Raw genomic sequence first — 18,815 nt, 5'->3', positions numbered from 1 at the left:
TTTCCCTGTTTCAAGCCGGTGCTTGAAACCCTTGACGCCCACGGTCCTGACGGAGCGTGGGCGTTCTTTATGGGGCGGGGCCGTAGAGGGTGAGATCGAAGGGCACGGCTTTGGCCAGCGGCAGCGGGCGGATCGGCAGCGTGAGGCGGGCGAGCGGCACGAGGCTTCCGTCGGCACGGCCTGCCGCGAGCGCAGGGGCACGAGCTAGGGTGGCTTCGGCGATATCGGTTTGCACCAGGGCATAGGTCACGCGGAATTTCGGGTCACGCAACGCCGAGGGCTCGAACACGCTTACCTGTGGCGGCGACCAGGAGGGGAGGGCGTGCAGAAACTCCCGCTCCGGAAAATCGCGGCGCAGGGCCAGCCACGCGCGCTGATCGGCGGCAATCGGTCCCGCGTGGATGAGATAAGGTTTTAACAGCGGCCCCAAGGCCGCCCCATCGCGCCCCTCGGCTTGCAGAAGGCCGACGCTGCCCATCAGGGCGAGCATGGCGGTGGCGGCGAGCGTTCCCCCGACGAGGCCGATGCGGGCGAGTGGCTGTAACCATCCCTCCCGGCTCGCCCAAACGGCGGCGAGGCAGAGTGCCAGCGCGACCGAAAGCCCCAAGAGGCGCGGATTGAACGGGTAGATCAGGGCGGGCAGCGTCAGTAGCAGAATTACCCAGGCCCAAGCCCGCGTTTCGGCGCGCAGAAAAGCGAGCGCCAGCACAATCAGCAGGGCCAAACTTTCGGGCAAAGTCTCCCTCTGCCCGCGCCAAAAACTGAGATCGGCAAAGCGGGTTAGGAGTTCTGCCGTGCCGTAATGGGCGGCCCCATTGCTCAGCACCTGAGCCGTAAATTCCCCAGGATAGCGCCCGACGTAGATCAGGAAGGGCGCTATCGCCAGGGCGAACCCCAGCGCGGTCCAGGGGATCGCTCGCCACCCCGGTGCTTTACCGAAAGGCCGCAGCAATCCGGTCTCGATCAGCAGGGCCGCAAGCCCCACGAAAGGCGCGGTCGGGTAATAGGCGAGCCCGGCGATGCCGACGAGGCTCCCCCGCGCGATGGCTGCCGCGCGTCCCGCAATCGGCACCAACGCGAGAAATCCCAAAAATGCCGCGAGAACGGCCCCCTCATAGCGCACATAGAGGGCGCCGCGCAGGATGGTTTGCGCGCTGAAAACCGTGAGAGCCGCCAAGCCTGCCGCACCACGGCTTGCCCCCGCCTGTCGCGCCACCCGATAGACCAGTAGGGAGGCGAGCATCATCAGCACCACGCTGGGCATCCCCACCGCGCGCGCGGTCAGCCCGCCGAGCCAGAGCGTTGCGGTTTGCAGCAACATGACGATGGGGGGCAGGAAATCCGCCGTTGCGCTGCCGACGCCGTCCGGATGAATCAACCGCTTGGGCGTGCCGGTCTGAAGGAATTGATAGGCGCTTTCGGTGAACCAAATCTCGTCGCCAGTCAGCGCCGCCGGATAAAGCCCGGAGCGCAGGATCAGCACGATCAGGGCCGCGCCCCAGGCGGCCCAAAGCCAAAGGGGTGGGCGCGACGTAGAAGAGATCGGCATAGCGTCCAATCGGCCTAGGGTTTCGGCGGCTCCAACCAGTGGGGAAACGCCCGCTTCAAGAGCTTATAGGACGGTGGCACCAGTAGAACCACCATCGTAATGCGCACGATATGATGGGCGGCCACATAGGCGGTATCGCCGCCGAGATAGAGGGCAATCAGGCTCATTTCCGCAAGCCCCCCCGGCGCGAAGGCGAGCACCGCCGAGTTAAACGGAATCCCCGTCAGCCCATGAACCGCCCAGGCCACGATGAGGGAAATGGCCAACATCAACACGGTCAGCCCGAAGGCGATGACGAAGGTCCGCCCGAAAAACTGCGTCGGCGTATTGCGAAAACGCGCGCCGAGGCTGGCCCCGATAATCGTTTGCGCGATGGCGACCAGCAGCGCGGGCGGGCCGGATTGGGTGAGCCCCGCCAGATGAATCGCCGCCGACAGCAGCATGGAGCCGGTCAGTTGTGGCGCAGGAAGCCGGCAGAGCCGGGCGAAGGGATAGCCGCCGAGCGCACAGATCCCCAGCAAAAACAAATCGAAGGGCGCGGGCCAGGAGGCGAAAGACAGGCTGATCGTGGGGCTAACATAGCCCGTGGTGAAGCGGAACCAGAACGGCAGAAGGATAACGACGATGACGATGCGCAGGGCGTGCAGCAGCGACAAGCGCCGCTCGTCGCCGCCCTCGGCACCGCCGATCATCGTCATTTCCATCAACCCGCCGGGCACCGAAGCGAAATAGGCGGTGACGGGATCAAGCTTGGCAAATCGCTGCATCACGACTTTGCCCGCCCAAACGGTCACGGCGATCAACGGCCCCAACCAGAGCAGCGACACCGCCCAGGCGCCCATCTGGTGCAGCATGTCGGGCTTAAACGCGCTCCCCAGCATCACCCCGAGGATGGAGACCATCGCTACGCGCAGGCGCGGAGCCGATTGCACGGGCGCGCCCGCAACCGCCGCAACCGTTACGACGACCAGCGCCCCGATCATAAACGCGAGAGGAAAATGCAGCAGATAGAACAGGGTGCCGCCCGCGAACCCTAGGCTAAGGGTAAGGCCGATCCGTTTTGCGGTTTCTCGCCGAGTTTGCGGGGGGCGCGGTGCGGTCATCGGCGGGGAGAGGGGCGTCCGGTGCAGGCCGGATTTGTCGGTTTGTCGGGCATGGGCCTATTCTGGCACGGGGCCGCCCGTCTGACCAATTCCGCCGCTGCACAGCCGCTATGGTAAAAACTGTTCCTTCAGAATCCGTTCTTCCAGCGTGTGATCGGGGTCGAACAGCAGGGTGAGGCCCAAGCTGCGATCCTCGCGCACCTCCACCTTCACCACATCGCGCACTTCGGTGTAATCGGCCACGGCGCTGACCGGGCGTTTATCGGCTTCCAAAATCTCGAAGCCGACCGAAACCGTATGGGGCAAAAGCGCGCCGCGCCAGCGCCGGGGGCGGAAGGGGCTGATGGGGGTCAGCGCCAAAACGCCCGCGCCCAGGGGCACAATCGGGCCATGGGCGGAAAGATTATAGGCGGTGCTACCGGCGGGGGTTGCGATCAACAGCCCGTCGCAGATCAATTCTTCAAGCCGCTCCACCCCATCGATCAGGATGCGCAGTTTCGCCGCTTGCCGGGTTTGGCGCAGCAGCGAGACTTCGTTGATGGCGAGCGCGTCGCGCGTGCTGCCGTCGCGCCGGGTGGCCCGCATCCGCAACGGGTGCAGGGTGACGCGCTGGGCGGCGGCGATGCGCGCTTGCAACCGATCTTCATTATGCTCGTTCAGCAGAAACCCGACGGAACCCCGGTTCATGCCGTAGATCGGCACCCCCCGGTCTAAATGGCTGTGCAGGGTTTCGAGCATCAAGCCGTCGCCGCCGAGGGCCACGACCACATCGGCGTCCCAGGGGTCGGCCTGACCGTAGCGCGCGGTAAGCCGCGCGAGGGCTTCCTGAGCCGGGTCGGCATCGGAGGCGACAAAGGCGATCCGCAGGGGGCCTTGATGGGAAAAATTGGCACTCATGGAAGCATTAACCGCCCGTCACGCTCATATGCCGGGGCACGGCGGGGGCCGTATGGTCCCGGTCGATGATGAAATCATGGCCCTTGGGTTTGCGCGCAATCGCGCCCCGGAGGACCTCGACGAGCGCCGCATCGTCCCGCCCTTCCCGTAGCGGCGCGCGCAGATCGGCGGCATCCTCTTGGCCCAAGCACATATAAAGCGTACCGGTGCAGGTGAGGCGGACGCGGTTGCAGCTTTCGCAGAAATTATGCGTGAGCGGCGTGATGAAGCCCAAGCGCTGCCCGGTTTCCGCCACTTGCCAATAGCGCGCCGGGCCGCCGGTTTGATAGCCGGTTTCGGTGAGCGTCCATCGGTCCATGAGATCGGCGCGGACGTGGGCGAGCGGCAGATATTGATCGAGCCGCATCTCGCCGCCGATTTCGCCCATTGGCATAACCTCGATGAAAACGAGATCGAACCCTTCGTCGCCGCACCAGGCGATCATCCGGTCGAATTCATCCTCATTCACGCCCTTCAACGCAACCGCATTGATCTTCACCGCAAGCCCGGCGGCTTTAGCGGCCTGCAGCCCATCCAGCACCGGGCCAAGCTTGCCCCAGCGGGTGAGGGCGGTGAATTTATCGGCGTCGAGCGTATCGAGCGATACGTTGATGCGCTTCACGCCCGCCTTCGCCAAACCTTCGGCATATTTGCTAAGCTGCGATCCGTTGGTCGTCAGCGTTAGCTCGTCTAGCCCCGAACCGATGCGGCTGCCGAGGCGGTCGATAAGCTGCATTACATTGCGCCGCACGAGCGGTTCACCCCCGGTCAGGCGAATCTTGCGTGTGCCGACCGAAATGAACGCCCCCGCAAGCCGCTCCAACTCTTCCAACGTTAGCAGATCGGCTTTCGGCAGAAAGCTCATATCTTCCGACATGCAATAGACACAGCGAAAATCGCAGCGATCTGTTACGGAAATGCGTAAGTAGGAAATCGCCCGCCCAAACGGGTCGATCAGAGGCGCCGGGGACGGCGCGGCGGGGTGAACGGCGTCAAGCATCCTGTTACTATAGGGTGCCGCCGGGCAAGTTTCATGGGGAATCGCTCCAGAAAGTTGCGGGCCAGAAAGTTGCGGGGGCAGGGGGAAAGTGGTCGGGACCAGGGGGATCGGGGCAACGGTGATTCTGGCGGGCGGCGCGGGCGCGCGCTTGGGCGGGAATAAGCCGTTGCGGCTGCTGGCCGGGCGACCGCTCATCGCCCATGTGGCGGCGCGGTGCTGGGGGCCGCTCTGGATCAATGCGTCCGACCCGCGCCTTGCCACCTATGGAACCCTCGTGCCGGACCTTCCCTCGCCGGGGCAGGGGCCGCTGGTAGGGGTTTGGTCGGCGCTCTGCTATGCTGAGGCGTTGGGAATCGAAACCGTTCTGACCGTGCCCGTCGATACCCCCTTTTTGCCGCTGGACCTGCCCGACCGGCTCGCAGCGGGATTGGCGGATGGGCGCGCGGCGGTGGCGGCGACACCGGAAGGCTGGCAGTCGGCCTGCGCGCTGTGGCGCGTCGCGGCGGCGGCGGGGCTCGAAGCCCGGCTCGCGGCAGGCGATTGGTCGTTACACGGGGCTTTGCGCGCTGTTTCAGCCCGCGTAGTTGACTTTGGGGTCGAGATAACGCCGCTATTTTTCAATATTAATACGCTGGCCGATCTGGCCGCTGCGGAAACCCGGGGGAGCGTGGCCAATGGCCCAAACTGAGCAAAAGAAAATCCGCGTTGTTGTCGCCGGGGTCAGCGGCTGGGTGGGGCGCGAGTTGGTGCAAGCCATTGCCGCGTCCGACGACCTGGTGCTGACGGGGGCGGTCGCGCGCGGCGTCTCGGGGCAGGATGCGGGCACTTTGGCGGGGCTGCCGAAGCCTTTAGGCGTTCCCGTCCATATCAGCGCGCAAGAGGCTTTGGCGGCGGGGGCGGATGTTTTGGTGGATTACACCAAGCCCCAAGCGGTGCGCGCCCATGTTTCGGCAGCGTTGGACGCTGGGGTTGCGGTCGTTATCGGCACCTCGGGCTTGACGGCGGAAGATTATTTCGAAATCGATTCGATGGCGCGTGCCCGGAGTTTGGGCGTCGCCGCCGCCGGAAACTTCTCGGTCACGGCGATGCTGCTGAAGCGCTTCTCCCTCATGGCGGCGCAGTATGTCGGCGATATCGAGATCATCGATTACGCCGGGCCGCAAAAGCCGGACGTGCCGAGCGGCACCGCGCGGGAGCTTGCCGAAGCTCTGGAGAATGCCCGCGAGCACCCGCCGACCGCCAAACCCGTCGCCGATATTCTCGGGCCCAAGGAGGCGCGCGGCGCGCAGATTGGCACCGTACCGGTGCATTCGGTGCGGCTACCCTCCTATACTCTCTCCTGCGAAGCCCAGTTTGGCCTGCCCGGCGAGCGGCTGACGATCCGCCACGACGCCGGAGCTTCCGCCGCGCCCTATGTGGCGGGCACGCTTTTGGCGGTGCGAAAGGTGGGGAAGTTCATTGGGCTGCGCCGGGGGCTCGACGGGATTCTGGACGCCTAACCCCCAACCCCGCTATACAGCGCGGATCATGCGGATTTTGTTCATCACCGCCACGCGCCTGGGCGATGCCGTGCTCTCGACGGGGCTGCTCGGTGCGCTGCTGGCGGCGCATCCTGGGGCGCGGGTCACAGTGGCGGGCGGGCCAGTCACGGAAAGCCTGTTTACCGACCTGCCGGGGCTCGAGCAATTTATTCCGATGCCGAAACAAAAGCGCGGTGGCCACTGGTTCGCCCTTTGGCGACAGGTGATCGGGCGACGCTGGGACCGGGTGATCGACCTGCGCGGCTCGCTGATCGGTTATTGTCTGAACGCGGGGCGCGTGCAGCGCTGGCGGAATGGGGCTTTTTCGGGTCATCGGGTTAAGCAAATCGCGCAATGTTTCGGAATCAATCCAATTCCAGCGCCGCGCTTGTGGATTGCCAATTCGGTCGATGGGGTTTCCCGCGACGCGCGCCCAATTCTGGCGCTCGGGCCAACGGCGAATTTTCAGGGCAAGCAATGGCCGCTGGAGCGTTTCGCCACTCTTGCCCGCGCGCTCACCGGCCCCGGCGGAAAGTTGGAGGGGGCAAGGGTTCTGCTTATCGGTGCGCCTTCCGAACGATTGGCCGCCGCGCCCCTGTTTGCGGCCTTGCCCGAGGCCGAGGATGGGTTTGGCTTGGGTGATTTGCGCCGGGTCGGCGCGGCGTTGCGGGCGGCGCGCCTCTATATCGGCAATGATTCGGGGTTGATGCATCTGGCGGCGGCGGCGGGGGTGCCGACCCTGGGGCTGTTCGGCCCGAGCCCGCCCGACCTCTACGGCCCCTGGTCCGGCGACGGGCCGACCGCCTTCGTCGCCACCGACCGCCCCTATCCGCAGCATTGGGATAAGCTCAAGCAGGAGCCCGATTTCCTTGCGCATATGATGGATGATCTGCCGGTCGCGCGCGCGCTGGCGGCGGCGGAAGCCTTGCTGGAACGGGGGCGCTAATGGCCACAATCGTGCTTGCGGACGATGGCGTTCCCTTCGACGGCACCAGCCCCGATACCGGCCCCTTGGGCGGCGCGGAAGCGGCGGTCGTCGGGCTGGTGGCGGCGCTGGCGACGCGCGGGCATCGGGTGCGGGCCTATACGCGCTGCGCTGCGCCCGTAACGGTTCGGGGCGTTGACTGGCACCCCCTCGGCGACGGTCTGCCGCCGACGGCCGATCTGTATATCGCCAACCGCTCGCACCATCTCATCGCCGCGCTTCCCGGTGCGCGGCGGCAAATGTTCTGGATTCATAATCCCGCCAATTATCTGCTGAAGCCGCGTTACCTTTGGCCGCTGTGGCGGGTGAAACCCGCGATTGTTTTCTCCGGGGCCTATCATGCCAGCACCTACCCGGCCTGGGGCCCGGCGGGGGCGCGTCTGGTGATCCCCTACGGTATCCCGGAGGTTTTTCGCGCCTATAAGACCGAACGCACCCCGCCCGCGCCGGTCGCGATTTTTACCTCCAACCCGCTGCGGGGTCTCGATGGGTTGCTCGATCTCTGGGCCGAGCGCATTCATCCGGTTCTGCCGCAGGCGCGTTTTCTCGTTCATTCGGGTCTCGGAACGTATCGTGGCGGCGCGGACCGGCATCGGGCGGCAATAGAAGCCGTCTTGGCGAAGGCGCAAAGCTTAGCCGAAAAGGGCGTTATTTGCCGCGACCCACTGCCGCGCGCCGACCTGATCCCCGTTCTGAAATCCGCCCGATTGATGCTCTATAGCGGCGACGTGGGCGAAACCTTCTGCCTTGCCGTTGGCGAGGCGCAAGCGCTTGGCCTTCCTGCTGTCGTTAGGCCGATCGGATCGCTCCCGGAACGGGTTCGCGACGGGGAAACCGGCTTCGTTGCCCCCGATGATGACGCGATGGCCGCCCGCGCCCTGGCCCTCTTAAGCGACGATGACCTTTGGTCGCGCCACCACCGCGCCGCCTTGGCCTTGCAGGGCAATTGGGGCTGGGATCACGCGGCCGCCATGGTGGAATCGCTGTTGGAGCCGGTGTAATGCGCCTGCTGCAAGCGATGGCCGGGGCGAAACACGGCGGGGCGGAAGCGTTTTTCGAACGTCTCGCGATCGCTTTCGCCGAAGATGGGGTGCCGCAGCGCGTCGTCATTCGCCCCGATGCGGCGCGGGAAGCCCGGCTGGGCGCAAGCGGTGTGACCGTCTCGACGCTGCCCTTCGGCGGTTTTTTTGACCTTACGACCGGACGCGGCCTTGCCCGTCTCGCGCAAGACGCCGATCTTCTGCTGACCTGGATGAACCGCGCCACGCGCTTTGCCCACCCCACGCCCCGCACCCGGCTGGTCGCGCGCTTGGGCGGCTATTACGACCTCAAATATTACCGCCGCTGCGAGTATCTGGTCGCGAATACCGAAGATATCTGCCGCTGGCTGCGGGCGCAGGGGTTTCCCGCCGACCGCGTCACCTATCTGCCGAATTTCGTTGAACCGCAGGCGGTGGCGCCCCTTTCGCGCGCCAGCTTGACCGACCGCGACGGGCCGTTGCTGCTGATGCTGGGACGGCTGCACGCGAATAAAGCCTTCGATGTGGCGCTCGCTGCCCTGCCGGATATTCCGGATGCAACGCTCCTGATTGCGGGCATCGGGCCTCAGCAGGAAAAGCTTCTTGCGCAAGCGAAACAATTAGGTGTCGCCGACCGCGTCCGCTTTCTCGGGTGGCGCGATGATGGCGCGGCGCTGCTGGCCTCGGTCGATGCGCTGCTCGTCCCCTCCCGGCACGAGCCCTTGGGCAATGTGGTTTTGGAAGGTTGGGCCCAGCGCTGCCCCGTCATCGCGGCGTCCTCCGCCGGTCCCGCGTCCTTAATCGAGGATGGGGTTTCGGGCCGCTTAGTGCCGGTCGACGATGCGGCGGCCCTCGCGCACGCGGTGCAGGAAACCCTGGCGCTGGGCGACCGGGGGCTGGGCTTGGCCGAGGCTGGGTTTGCGGCCCTCCAGCAAAATTTTTCGAAAGCTGCCGTGGTGGCGCGCTACCGTGCCTTCTTCGAGCAGGTTTGCCGTTCGGCTTAACAAAGGAAAGACCATGTGCGGCATTGCCGGAATGATGCGGCGCGGCGGGGCTTCCGCCCCGAAAGCCGTCGTGCAGCAGATGATCGACGCGCTGGCCCATCGCGGGCCGGACGGGGAGGGCATTCATCTGCAAGGCGCGGTGGCGCTGGCGCATCGGCGGCTGTCGATTATCGATTTGCAAACCGGCGACCAGCCGTTTTTCGATGGGGCGGGTAATACGCTCATCGGCAATGGCGAGGTCTATAATTACATCGAGTTGCGCGCCGATCTCGCGGGCCAAGTGACCTTCCAGACCACCAGCGACTGCGAGCCGCCGTTGCACCTGTTCCGCCGCCAGGGGCTCGCTTATGCCGAAAGCCTGCGCGGCATGTATGCGCTGGCGATTGCCGCCGCCAATGGCCGTTTGATTCTCACCCGCGATCCGTTCGGCATTAAGCCGCTCTATTATGCCGAAGTGGCCGAAGGGCTGATTTTTGCCTCCGAACCGCAAGCGCTGTTCGCCAGCGGTTGGATTTCCCCGCGCCTCAACCCGCGCGCGCGGGACGAGCTGCTGCAAATGCAGTTCACCACGGGGGCGGAGACGATGTTCGAAGGCATTTTTCGCGTGCTCCCCGGCGAAACGCTGGTGGTGGCCGATGGCCGCATTGCCGAGCGCAGTCGCCGGGCGGCGTTGCCGGAGGGCGGCCCCGAAGCCATCGACGAAGCGAGCGCGCTCGCCCGGCTCGATGCGGCGCTCGCCGAAAGCGTTGCGATCCACTGCCGTTCCGACGTGCCCTATGGGCTGTTCCTCTCGGGCGGCATCGATTCGGCGCTGGTGCTAAGCTATATGCGCGAGGTCGATAGCCGCCCGGTGCAATGCTTCACGGTCGGTTTCGAGGGGGCGGCGGCGGACGAGCGGGGCGCGGCGCGGGCTTTGGCGAAAGCCTGCGGGGCGGAGTTCACCGAGGTTGGCTTCGGCCAGAAGGATTTTTGGGCGCTCCTGCCGCGCGTGGCGGTGGCGATGGACGATCCCGCCGCCGATTACGCCACCCTGCCCACCTATCTTCTGGCGCAGAAGGCGCGCGCTTCGGTGAAAGTCGTCCTCACCGGCGAGGGCGGCGACGAGATTTTCGGCGGCTATGGCCGGTATCGCTCGATCATGCGGCCCTGGTGGCTGGGCGGAAAAGTGTTGCGCGGCAAGGGCACCTTCGCCCGGCTCGGGGTATTGCAGCAGGAGGGCGGGGCCTGGCGCGACGGGATCGCGACGGCGGAAATCCACGCGGCGACCCACGGGCGCAGCCGGTTGCAGGTGGCCCAGGCCGTCGATTGCACCGACTGGCTGCCGCACGATCTGCTGACCAAGCTCGACCGCTGCCTGATGGCCAACGGCATGGAAGGCCGCACGCCGTTTCTCGATGCGGGCGTCGCCGCTGCCGGCTTCCGCCTGCCCGATTCGCTGAAGGTGCGCGACGGCAAGGGCAAATGGATTCTGCGGCGTTTGCTCGAAAAGCGCCTACCGCAAGCCGATGCCCTCGGGCGCAAGAAAGGTTTTACGGTCCCCGTCGGCGCGTGGCTATCGGCGGAAAGCGCGCGCCTGGGGCCGCTCCTCGCCCGGCAGGCCTGTATTGCGGAGATCGCCCGTCCCGGCAAGGTTGAGGCCCTCGCTCAATCCACCGAAAAACACGCGGGCTTCGCCCTCTGGTCGCTGCTGTTTTACGCGCTCTGGTATCGCGCGCAGATCGAGCGCAGGCCGATGGACGGGAGCGTTTGGGAGTTGTTGGGCTAGGGGCGATCCGTGCGTTCCGGTACAATTTACTATGGAAAAATTAATAATAAAAAGATATAATTCTTACGTATCGAGGTAAATTTCGATCTCCGGAGTTAAAGGAAGCATGGCGATAATAAATCTTCCACTGACTCGATATGATGTCTCTCCCGGAGATGGTATATCAAGATTTATGCTATATTCGATTGTCGGTTGTGATTTAGTTCTTGAATTGCCTAATCATCAAGCGTCGGACGAGTCCGTTTCCTCAATTTTGAGCCAGATCGGCGCGGCGCTTGATGCTTTTAAAGCTAAAAAACATGCTTATCGATTTCATCAGGATGAAGATCAGGAGCCGACAGTATACTATAGTCACGAATTCTCAATTCGTATTGGAAATGACACGTATTCCCTAAGCTTCTCCTTATCGGAGGAGCTGATAAGCGAAGATGCGTTTATGCTGCCTGATCGGAAAAGCTGGGTAGACGAAATTGCCGAAGAATTAGGGTGAACGGCTGAGGTTTAGCCGATCCCGCCTCACATCTTCGGCCACGCCCGATCAATATCCGCCTTGCGCAAAGTCGCGCGGAGCGAATCGACCAGGTCGGTGCGCGGCGGCAGGGGGGCGAAGCGGGCGGCGAGGTCGGGCGGTAACGAAAAATTTGGCAGGATTGGCCGCACGAAGCCTTCCGCAAACAGGCGCTGGGCGGTCTCGGTGAGGGCGAAATTCATCCACAGTTTGCCGCCCGCAGCATTGCGCGCGCCCTTCACCAGCGACAGCGTATAGGCGGCGGCGGCGGTGCCGTCGGCGGGCAGGATCACTTCGGCTTCGTCCATGCCGTCGAGATGTTTCAGCCGCAGCCCATCGGCCTCAAAGGTGATCCAGACGGGGATTTCCCCGCGCAAAAAACGCGCTTGCGCCGAGCCGGGGTCGATGCGCTGGACGTTTCCCGCCTTATGCAGGGCGGTGAAATACTCGATCCCCGGCCGCACCGAATCGAGCGTGCCGCCTGCCGCGACATTCGCGGCGAAGGCGAGGGTGAGGCCAACCGTCGTCGTTTGCGGGTCGGGGTAGGTGATGCTGGTCTTAAACTCGGGCTTGCGCAGATCGGCCCAGGTGCGCGGCAGGTTTTTGACCAGTTTGCGGTTCACGACGAAGGCGATGGGCAGCGTGTGAACGCCGACCCACAGCCCGTCTGGGTCTTTCGCCGCCCCCGGTAGCCGGTCGAGATTGACCGGGCGGTGCGGCGCGAGCAGGCCCCGGCTGGCGGCATCGAGCGCGACCAGCGAGTAGAAATAGGCGGCATCGGCGGGCGGGCGCTCGCGCAGCCGGTCGAGCTGCGTCACGGTCGCGGTTGAGCCGAGGTCGGTATAGGCCAGTGGCACATCGGGGTAGCGCTGCCCGAAAGCCCGCACCACCGCACCCCAATTGGCCCAGCCGAGGGCGGTATTGGCACTGATCGTCACGCCTTCTTTCGCCGCCGTTTCCGCGAGGGTTTTTTCACCGGGATAGAGTTCCGGTCCCTCGCTCAGCGGGGCAACCCCCTCGGCTTGCGCGAAGGCCGCGCCCACGGGCGTCAGGGCGGCGCCGGCCAAAAGGCTGCTGAGCAAAAGGGCGCGTCGGGAGAAGAGCGGCAACATGGAACCCATCCGGCAGAGCATGAAAAAACCCTGCCGATGGGTGCACCGGCAGGGTCTTAAACCATCACAAAATCGCTAGCTTCCCTAAAGAGAGGCGCATCGATCTGCGATAAAACGGTTTTTAGTAGGAGTCATCACCATGATCGTTATGGACCGGGGGCGGAGCTTCGCCATCCAGTTCCAGCGTGCGGGCTTCCGGGCCCTTATCGCGTTCGATCGAGGAGAAGCGGACGCGCTGGCCCGGCTGCACATCGACGAGACCGGCGCGACGCAGAACCGAAGCGTGCAGGAACACGTCCTTCCCGCCCGAATCCGGCGTGATGAAGCCGAAGCCCTTGGTGGCGTTGAACCACTTTACCGTGCCTTCGCCGCTTTCGCCGGGAGGACCACCGCGATCGGCACCGAAGCCGCCGCCGAAGCCGCCGCGATCACCACCGCCGAAACCACCACGGTCGCCGCCGCCGAAGCCGCCGCCGCCGAAGCCGCCGCGATCACCGCCGCCGAAGCCGCCGCGATCACCACCGCCGAAACCACCACGGTCGCCGCCGAAGCCGCCACCACGATCACCATAGCTATCACCGCCGAAACCACCGGCCCGCGGCGGACGCGGCGCGCGGGGGGGCTCGCCTTGCGGATTTTCAACGGCCGTGGAGTCATCGACTTCCAGCATGCGCGTTACCTGACGGCCCTTCTTGCCGGGAGCGACTTCACAGGAAATCGTCGCCCCTTCTTTCAGCTGCTCCAACCCGGCGCGCTGAACCACCGACACGTGAACGAACACGTCTTCTGACCCATCGGTCGGCTTAATAAAGCCAAAACCTTTAGTGGCCGAGAACCACGTGACTGCGCCGCTCAAGCGTTCCGTTGCCATTGGCGGACGGGGAGCAGACGAAAAAGACCCTTTGCGCATCATGAACCGACAAACTCCGTACGAACCGCCAATTGAGGCGGCACAAAAAACAACTTATGGCCGGGCGAGCTGAGACTTATCGTGCGCCCCGTGCCTGACGCGCGATTGTCGCTCCGACCAAGTAAAAACTGTTTGCTACGCTTGAGAGTGCGATTTGCCCCGAACTGAGGGTCAATCGCGCTTTCCTGAAGAAGAGCCATTTGGTCCTGAGGTCCCGGAGAACGTCCGGTCTCGCTTCCTACTTTCTTCCTGCGCGCATCCAACTTAAACCTGCCGAATGCGGCGCCGGTGAAAAGTACGTTGTCCCGCCCGTATACACGACCGCTATTCGTTACTTCCCACACGATACGCCATCCCAAAACTCAGCTTACGGGAAGTTGCGCCCAGCAGCAAGGCGCATCGTCTGGAATCTAAAAAAAACTAGGATCTGGTTTCTACAGCGTCAGAGCGAGCAAAACCATCCCGCCCAGTGTGACAAGTGCGGGGCCGGTTAAGGCCATGACAAGGCTCCATAAACCGGCGCGCGGCCTGCGCTGCGCCCAGCGGCTTACCCACCCCCGCGCCACGAGCGTAAGGATGCCAAGGCCGGTCATCGTGACGGCCATGCCGAGCGCAATCGCGCTGACCATGAGCAGCCCCGTCAACCACAGCCCGTTCGCGGCGCAGAAAACCAGGACGATAATGGCCCCGGTGCAGGGCACCGCCCCGGCCATCCAGCCGGTCAGCCGCGCCCGCCACACGTCGCGCGGGCGATGATCGTGCCCATGCCCATGGTGATGCCCGTGGCCATGGTCGTGGCCGCAGTCGGCGGGGGCGAGGCCCTTGCGCACGCGCTCCGCCGCTTCGAGCAAAAACCAAAGGCCGAGGGCGATAATCCCGGCATAGGCGATTAGGCGCACCTCCCGCGTGCTTTCGAAATCCGGCGCGGGGGTTCCCTCGAACAGCAGGAACAGCGCGGCGACGATGGCGAGGGCCGAGGCGACATGGGTGAGGGCGATGCGCACGCCCATGCGCAGCCCTTCGGCCACGCGGGAGTCGCGCCCGAGGAAGTAGGAAATCACCAGCATCTTGCCGTGTCCCGGCCCGGCGGCATGAAAAACACCGTAGAGAAAGGCAAGGCCAACGGCGGTGAGCAGTGCTAACCAGGAGCCGCCGTCGCGCAGGTCGATCAGCAGGCGGCGGAATTTGAAGGCGGCGTCGCGCTGCTGGGCGGCCAGCCACCGCATGACGCTATTGCTCTCCTCCGGTGCGGCCTGCGTCGCGGGTGCGGCAGGCGCGCCCCGCATCGGCCCAACTTGCGCGAGCGCGGGCGATAGCGGCCACAGCATTGCCAGAAGAACGAGCAGCCTTAGGATCAATCGGGACATTGCAGCGATGCCACCTGGGGATAAGCGAGGCCTTGGAAAATTGGATGGGCGCGGTCTTCGTGAATAACAACCGAACAGGCGGGCGCAGGGTCGACGAAGGTGACGCCAGGGCGATTTTCGGGCAGCAGGCTTTCGATGTAATATTCGGGATCGTAGCTGCCGACGGTCACTTTCCGCGCGGCCCCGGCCCCTTTTAGGACAATCGGGCGGGTGAGGGGCACGTAGAAGCGAAACACCATCTGCTTGTCTTTCAAATCGACCGTCAAATTCTGCAGGCGCCCGACCGGCACGCGTGTACCCTGATCGTAGACGAAGACGAAATCCGAAAATGCCTGGGGCAGGGTGATTTCCTGGGCGATTAAGTCTTTCGCCTCGGGCGGCTCGAAGCGCCCATTGCGGTTTCGGTCGTAGGTCGTGCGGTAATGGTCCGAATAAACTTCGTCCCACGCCCACACCAGATCGATCCCCGTTAGGGTGCCGCCCTTGGTATGGAGACCCATTTCAAGGTCCATCCAAACATGCGGATGGGCGCGCGCGGCGGGCAGTGACCCAAACAGCGCGCTGACCCCGAGCAGACTGAGAAGAAAAAAGCGCATCGCTCTAATATAGAGTGCGCGGGCTGCGCCGTCACCGCTCCTTAGTTCTGCATCATGCCCGTTACCAGGGTTTTCGTATTATAACGCATGAGATCGAGATAGGTCGCGGCCAGACCGTCGGCAGGCGAGAGCGCGTCGGAATAGAGCGCGCCACCGATCACGGCCCCAGCCTCCTTCGCCAATTGCTGCGTTAGGCGCGGATCGGAGATGTTTTCGACGAAGACGGCGCGAATCTTCTCTTTGCGGATCTGACTGATCAGGCGGGCGACATCCTTCGCCGAGGCTTCGCTGTCGGTATTCATCCCCTGGGGCGCGCGGAAGCTAACGCCATAGGCTTTGCCGTAATAGCCGAAGGCATCGTGGGAGGTGATCACGCGGCGCTGCACGACGGTGAGCGCGCCGATTTGTGTTTTAATCTCGGCATCGAGTTTCTCAAGGGCCGCTTGATAGGTGGCGGCACGGGCTTTATAGCCCTCGGCATGGGCCGGGTCGGCATCCGTCAGGGCCTGTGCAATATTGGCCACCATCACGCGAACATTGCCCACGTCCTGCCAAGCATGCGGATCGACATTGCCATGGTCGTGCCCACTTTGGCTGTGGTTATGCCCCTCTGCGGCGGCGGAACGGGGCTTCACGCCTTGGGTAACGGTGATTGCTTTGCCCTTGGTGCCGCTGCTTTTCAGCAACCGGCTCATCCAGCCTTCAAAACCAAGCCCGTTCATAAAGATCAGTTTGGCCTCGGCCACAGCTTTCGCGTCGGTCGGGCTCGGCTGATACACATGCGCGTCGCCGTCCGGCCCGACGAGGGTTTTCACCGCCGCGTCCGGCCCGGCGATTTGGCGGACCAGATCGCCCAGGATCGAGAAGCTGGCTACAACCGGCATGGGGTCGGCGGCACGGGCTGGAAGGGCGGCGGTCAGAAGAGCGGCGGCGGGTAAGCACAGCAGCAGGCGACGGAAGAGCATGAAAAACCTCGAATTTAAAAATATGTTATAACGTAACGTTTTTGGGTGAAAAGGCAAGCTGTGAGAATACCAAGGGGATGGCCTACCCGCGCAGGCTAAAGCGCTTTTTCCATTGGGGGCCGAGGCGTTCTTCGCGCAGCAGGGCGCGCTGATCGACCGTGAGCGCGTTCGGGTTCCGGCGTTCTTGGCGTTCAGCCGAAATCACATCGTATTTTTCGGCCATTTTTTCGAGAAAATCCCTCAGTGTGAAGGGCTTTACGGTTTTATTCGCCCGCTCATCGTCCTTGGCTTTCTGCACGGCGGCAAGATCGCGGTCGATGCTTTGACTGGTTGCTTCTAATTCCGCAATCAGTTCGGGGCGCGCGCCGAGATGAACGATTTGGCCGTTGGCGCTGTCGTGCGGCGAAGGGGTTGAAAAGGCAAGCGGCGAGAAATCGATAACGACCGCTCGGCTCCAAGGCTCCCGCCCGGACCCCCGCCCTGGCGAGGATGACCGGACACTAGCCAACGGAAAACCCGCAGCGGAGGCTGAAGAAATTGACACCATGGGATTCTCCCAACGCAAACCCTAAGCCGCGCGTTCTACGCCGCCGAGACAGTCATCAACTTTAAAGTGTATTCTACGGCACGCGCAGGCATCCGACAATATGGAATGCCTGCTACGTTGAATGCTGCTAGGCCGGGTCGCGGTTAAACGTCGCGATTATGCCGTCGAGGGCAGCTAACGATGCGGCGTAGAGGCTGGGAAGCGCGTCGGCCCGCCCGGCGGCGGCGGCCCAATCGCCCTGACCAAGCGCCGTAAGGATGGCGCGGGCTTCCTCTGCCACCTGGTTCATCCCGACGCTGCCGACGGTGCCGATCAAGGAATGGGCGGCGCGGCCCAGGGCATCCGGCGCTTCTGCCGCAAGAGCCTGGTCAAGCTCGCGCAGCAACTGTTCGGCTGTTTCGCGGAACTGGGCGAGAATTGCCGCACAGCCGCTGGCGGGCAGATAATGGTGAAGCTCGGCCAAAACCTCGCGGTCAATATAGCCTACCTCCGGGGCTGCGTCCGGTGGCGGCGATGCGCGCGTGTCGCAGGCGAGCAGGCGCGCGAGTGTTAGCGCATAATGCTTTTGCTCTAACGTGAGATCGGTGGCGAGCAAAAGCTCGACCACGCCCGCAGCGGCTTTGAGGGTTTGGGCAGGCGTATCCGGCACTGAAGGCGCTTACGGCTTTTGGCGGGCGAGCAGATCGCGGATTTCGCGTAGCAAGGCAATATCTTCCGGCAAGGTAGCCGGGGCGGGTTCCGGCGGCGCGGCCTGACGGCGCAGCTTATTGACGGCTTTGATCACCATAAACAGCACCCAGGCGACGATGAGGAAATTGATCGAGATCGTCAGGAACTGACCGTAACCGATCACCGCGCCCTGGGCCTTGGCCTCGGCATAGGAGGTAGCCGTGACGGTTTTCACCAGCGGCAGGAAATAGTTGGAAAAATCGAGGCCCCCGGCAATCGCGCCGATGATGGGCATCAGCACGTCTTCGACCATCGAGGCGACGATCTTGCCAAAGGCCGCTCCAATAATCACCCCAATGGCGAGATCGACAACATTGCCCTTGAGGGCAAACTCCCGAAATTCCTTTAGCATTTTTCCTCCGGTCGATGCGCTTTCTGCAGATAGTTTATGCCAAGCCGGAGGGTTGAGCCAGCCCCCCTGTTCGGAAGAGCGCCTATATTAGGTGTCTAGTCCCAGTATTTGATGATGTGGGTTAATTATAAATCTATGCGGCTCGGTTGTCCGTGCCATTGGGCTTTCGGACCGGACCGATTCTTCGGTAGGTCAGCGAACTGGATGCCGGTATCTGTCAGAACGATATCAATCTTTCAAGGAACAGCCGCCACGAGCGCGTTGAGGAAGGCACACGCCGTTACTGTGTTAGCCCTATCGGCAAGTTGAACAAAGGCGAACTTGGAGGTTCGGTCGATACCAACGTAGAGGTAGACTTTGTCGTCCGCCGTCTGCACCTCGGCGATGTCACTGTGGAAGAAGCTAATCGGGTAGGTCTTGAACATCTTCTTCGCGGGCTTTTCGCCCTTGATATCGGGCAACCTTAAGATGCCATGGCGTTGTAGACAGCGATGCAAGGATGATTGTGTCCGATGGGGGATCGTTCCCGTAGGGCGTAGAGGCAGTCATAAAGCGGTAACAGCGTATGTTTGCGGAAGGCAACGATGATCGCCTTATCTTCATGCTTAGTACAGTTGAATGCGTTTCCCCGGGACCCGTCGGCAGGTCCTTGACCGCCGTGCGCTTCTTCCACTTGGCGACGGTCTTCTGGTTGATGCTGTAGGGCTTGGCAAGAACCCTCAGGCTCTCTTGACTATGCTGTATCGCTCGACGAACCGCCTCTGTCGTCCGGGCGCTCCCGTTAAGAAACTGTCCCAGAGCGCATCTTTCCCATCATGACTCAACACTGCACCATCAAATGCTGAGAC

General features: G+C 63.5%; 19 protein-coding genes and 1 pseudogene. 7 read left to right on the top strand and 13 right to left on the bottom strand.

Annotated elements, in window-relative coordinates; all coding sequences use genetic code 11:
* Nucleotides 1-67: 67 nt before the first annotated feature.
* The 4 genes from ACIQ36_RS05280 to moaA all read right to left on the bottom strand — a co-directional run bounded on the left by ACIQ36_RS05280 (nucleotide 68) and on the right by moaA (nucleotide 4,588).
* Complete coding sequence (locus tag ACIQ36_RS05280) at nucleotides 68-1,549, bottom strand: hypothetical protein (RefSeq protein ID WP_395826610.1); 1,482 nt, start codon at nucleotides 1,547-1,549, stop codon at nucleotides 68-70.
* Nucleotides 1,550-1,563: 14 nt separating this feature from the next.
* A complete protein-coding gene (locus tag ACIQ36_RS05275) occupies nucleotides 1,564-2,652 on the bottom strand; it encodes an AbrB family transcriptional regulator (protein WP_395826608.1) in 1,089 nt (362 codons plus the stop codon).
* A gap of 108 nt (nucleotides 2,653-2,760) precedes the next feature.
* Nucleotides 2,761-3,549 (bottom strand): NAD kinase, encoded by a 789-nt coding sequence (locus ACIQ36_RS05270; protein ID WP_395826606.1) that lies wholly within the window; start codon nucleotides 3,547-3,549, stop codon nucleotides 2,761-2,763.
* Between the two features lie 7 nt (nucleotides 3,550-3,556).
* Nucleotides 3,557-4,588, bottom strand: coding sequence for a GTP 3',8-cyclase MoaA (gene moaA / locus ACIQ36_RS05265; RefSeq protein WP_395826604.1), 1,032 nt, complete (start codon nucleotides 4,586-4,588; stop codon nucleotides 3,557-3,559).
* An 88-nt stretch (nucleotides 4,589-4,676) separates the two neighbouring features.
* Here moaA and ACIQ36_RS05260 point away from each other — a divergent pair, with 88 nt between their 5' ends.
* The 7 genes from ACIQ36_RS05260 (at nucleotide 4,677) to ACIQ36_RS05230 (ending at nucleotide 11,371) form a co-directional block, all read left to right on the top strand.
* A complete protein-coding gene (locus tag ACIQ36_RS05260; protein WP_395826602.1) occupies nucleotides 4,677-5,276 on the top strand; it encodes a molybdenum cofactor guanylyltransferase in 600 nt (199 codons plus the stop codon).
* A complete protein-coding gene (gene dapB / locus ACIQ36_RS05255) occupies nucleotides 5,263-6,087 on the top strand; it encodes a 4-hydroxy-tetrahydrodipicolinate reductase (protein WP_395826600.1) in 825 nt (274 codons plus the stop codon). The genes ACIQ36_RS05260 and dapB overlap by 14 nt, the downstream gene beginning before the upstream one ends.
* A 28-nt stretch (nucleotides 6,088-6,115) precedes the next feature.
* Nucleotides 6,116-7,054 carry a glycosyltransferase family 9 protein gene (locus ACIQ36_RS05250; RefSeq protein WP_395826598.1) on the top strand — a complete coding sequence of 313 codons (939 nt, stop codon included), beginning with the start codon at nucleotides 6,116-6,118 and terminating at the stop codon, nucleotides 7,052-7,054.
* Nucleotides 7,054-8,094, top strand: a complete 1,041-nt coding sequence (locus ACIQ36_RS05245) for a glycosyltransferase (RefSeq protein ID WP_395826597.1) — start codon at nucleotides 7,054-7,056, stop codon at nucleotides 8,092-8,094. The genes ACIQ36_RS05250 and ACIQ36_RS05245 overlap by 1 nt, the downstream gene beginning before the upstream one ends.
* Nucleotides 8,094-9,116, top strand: coding sequence for a glycosyltransferase (locus ACIQ36_RS05240; protein ID WP_395826595.1), 1,023 nt, complete (start codon nucleotides 8,094-8,096; stop codon nucleotides 9,114-9,116). Before ACIQ36_RS05245 ends, ACIQ36_RS05240 begins: the two co-directional genes overlap by 1 nt.
* Before the next feature lie 13 nt (nucleotides 9,117-9,129).
* The gene (gene asnB / locus ACIQ36_RS05235; RefSeq protein ID WP_395826593.1) at nucleotides 9,130-10,881 is read left to right on the top strand and encodes an asparagine synthase (glutamine-hydrolyzing); all 1,752 of its coding nucleotides are present in this window, start codon (nucleotides 9,130-9,132) and stop codon (nucleotides 10,879-10,881) included.
* 106 nt (nucleotides 10,882-10,987) lie between these two features.
* A complete protein-coding gene (locus tag ACIQ36_RS05230) occupies nucleotides 10,988-11,371 on the top strand; it encodes a hypothetical protein (protein ID WP_395826591.1) in 384 nt (127 codons plus the stop codon).
* Nucleotides 11,372-11,397: 26 nt separating this feature from the next.
* Here ACIQ36_RS05230 and ACIQ36_RS05225 read toward each other — a convergent pair whose 3' ends face one another.
* The 9 genes and pseudogenes from ACIQ36_RS05225 to ACIQ36_RS05185 form a co-directional block, all read right to left on the bottom strand.
* Complete coding sequence (locus ACIQ36_RS05225; RefSeq protein ID WP_395826589.1) at nucleotides 11,398-12,501, bottom strand: extracellular solute-binding protein; 1,104 nt, start codon at nucleotides 12,499-12,501, stop codon at nucleotides 11,398-11,400.
* A gap of 121 nt (nucleotides 12,502-12,622) precedes the next feature.
* Entirely contained in the window at nucleotides 12,623-13,372 is a 750-nt protein-coding gene (locus ACIQ36_RS05220) for a cold-shock protein (RefSeq protein ID WP_395826613.1), read from the bottom strand.
* 473 nt (nucleotides 13,373-13,845) lie between these two features.
* A complete protein-coding gene (locus ACIQ36_RS05215; RefSeq protein ID WP_395826588.1) occupies nucleotides 13,846-14,778 on the bottom strand; it encodes a nickel/cobalt transporter in 933 nt (310 codons plus the stop codon).
* Nucleotides 14,766-15,374, bottom strand: a complete 609-nt coding sequence (locus ACIQ36_RS05210) for a DUF1007 family protein (protein ID WP_395826586.1) — start codon at nucleotides 15,372-15,374, stop codon at nucleotides 14,766-14,768. The genes ACIQ36_RS05215 and ACIQ36_RS05210 overlap by 13 nt, the downstream gene beginning before the upstream one ends.
* A gap of 41 nt (nucleotides 15,375-15,415) precedes the next feature.
* The gene (locus ACIQ36_RS05205) at nucleotides 15,416-16,339 is read right to left on the bottom strand and encodes a metal ABC transporter substrate-binding protein (RefSeq protein ID WP_395826584.1); all 924 of its coding nucleotides are present in this window, start codon (nucleotides 16,337-16,339) and stop codon (nucleotides 15,416-15,418) included.
* 82 nt (nucleotides 16,340-16,421) lie between these two features.
* Complete coding sequence (locus ACIQ36_RS05200; protein WP_395826583.1) at nucleotides 16,422-16,886, bottom strand: hypothetical protein; 465 nt, start codon at nucleotides 16,884-16,886, stop codon at nucleotides 16,422-16,424.
* 127 nt (nucleotides 16,887-17,013) lie between these two features.
* Entirely contained in the window at nucleotides 17,014-17,535 is a 522-nt protein-coding gene (locus ACIQ36_RS05195) for an Hpt domain-containing protein (RefSeq protein WP_395826581.1), read from the bottom strand.
* A 9-nt stretch (nucleotides 17,536-17,544) separates the two neighbouring features.
* The gene (gene mscL / locus ACIQ36_RS05190; protein ID WP_395826579.1) at nucleotides 17,545-17,967 is read right to left on the bottom strand and encodes a large conductance mechanosensitive channel protein MscL; all 423 of its coding nucleotides are present in this window, start codon (nucleotides 17,965-17,967) and stop codon (nucleotides 17,545-17,547) included.
* A gap of 173 nt (nucleotides 17,968-18,140) precedes the next feature.
* Nucleotides 18,141-18,765, bottom strand: a pseudogene (locus ACIQ36_RS05185) (IS481 family transposase); the annotation flags it as partial.
* Between the last annotated feature and the right edge of the window lie 50 nt (nucleotides 18,766-18,815).

Origin of the sequence: Elstera sp. (assembly GCF_044372965.1) — a bacterium.
Taxonomy (GTDB): Bacteria; Pseudomonadota; Alphaproteobacteria; order Elsterales; family Elsteraceae; genus Elstera.
Note: the sequence above shows the minus strand (reverse complement) of the source record. Positions and strands in the feature narration are given on the sequence as shown.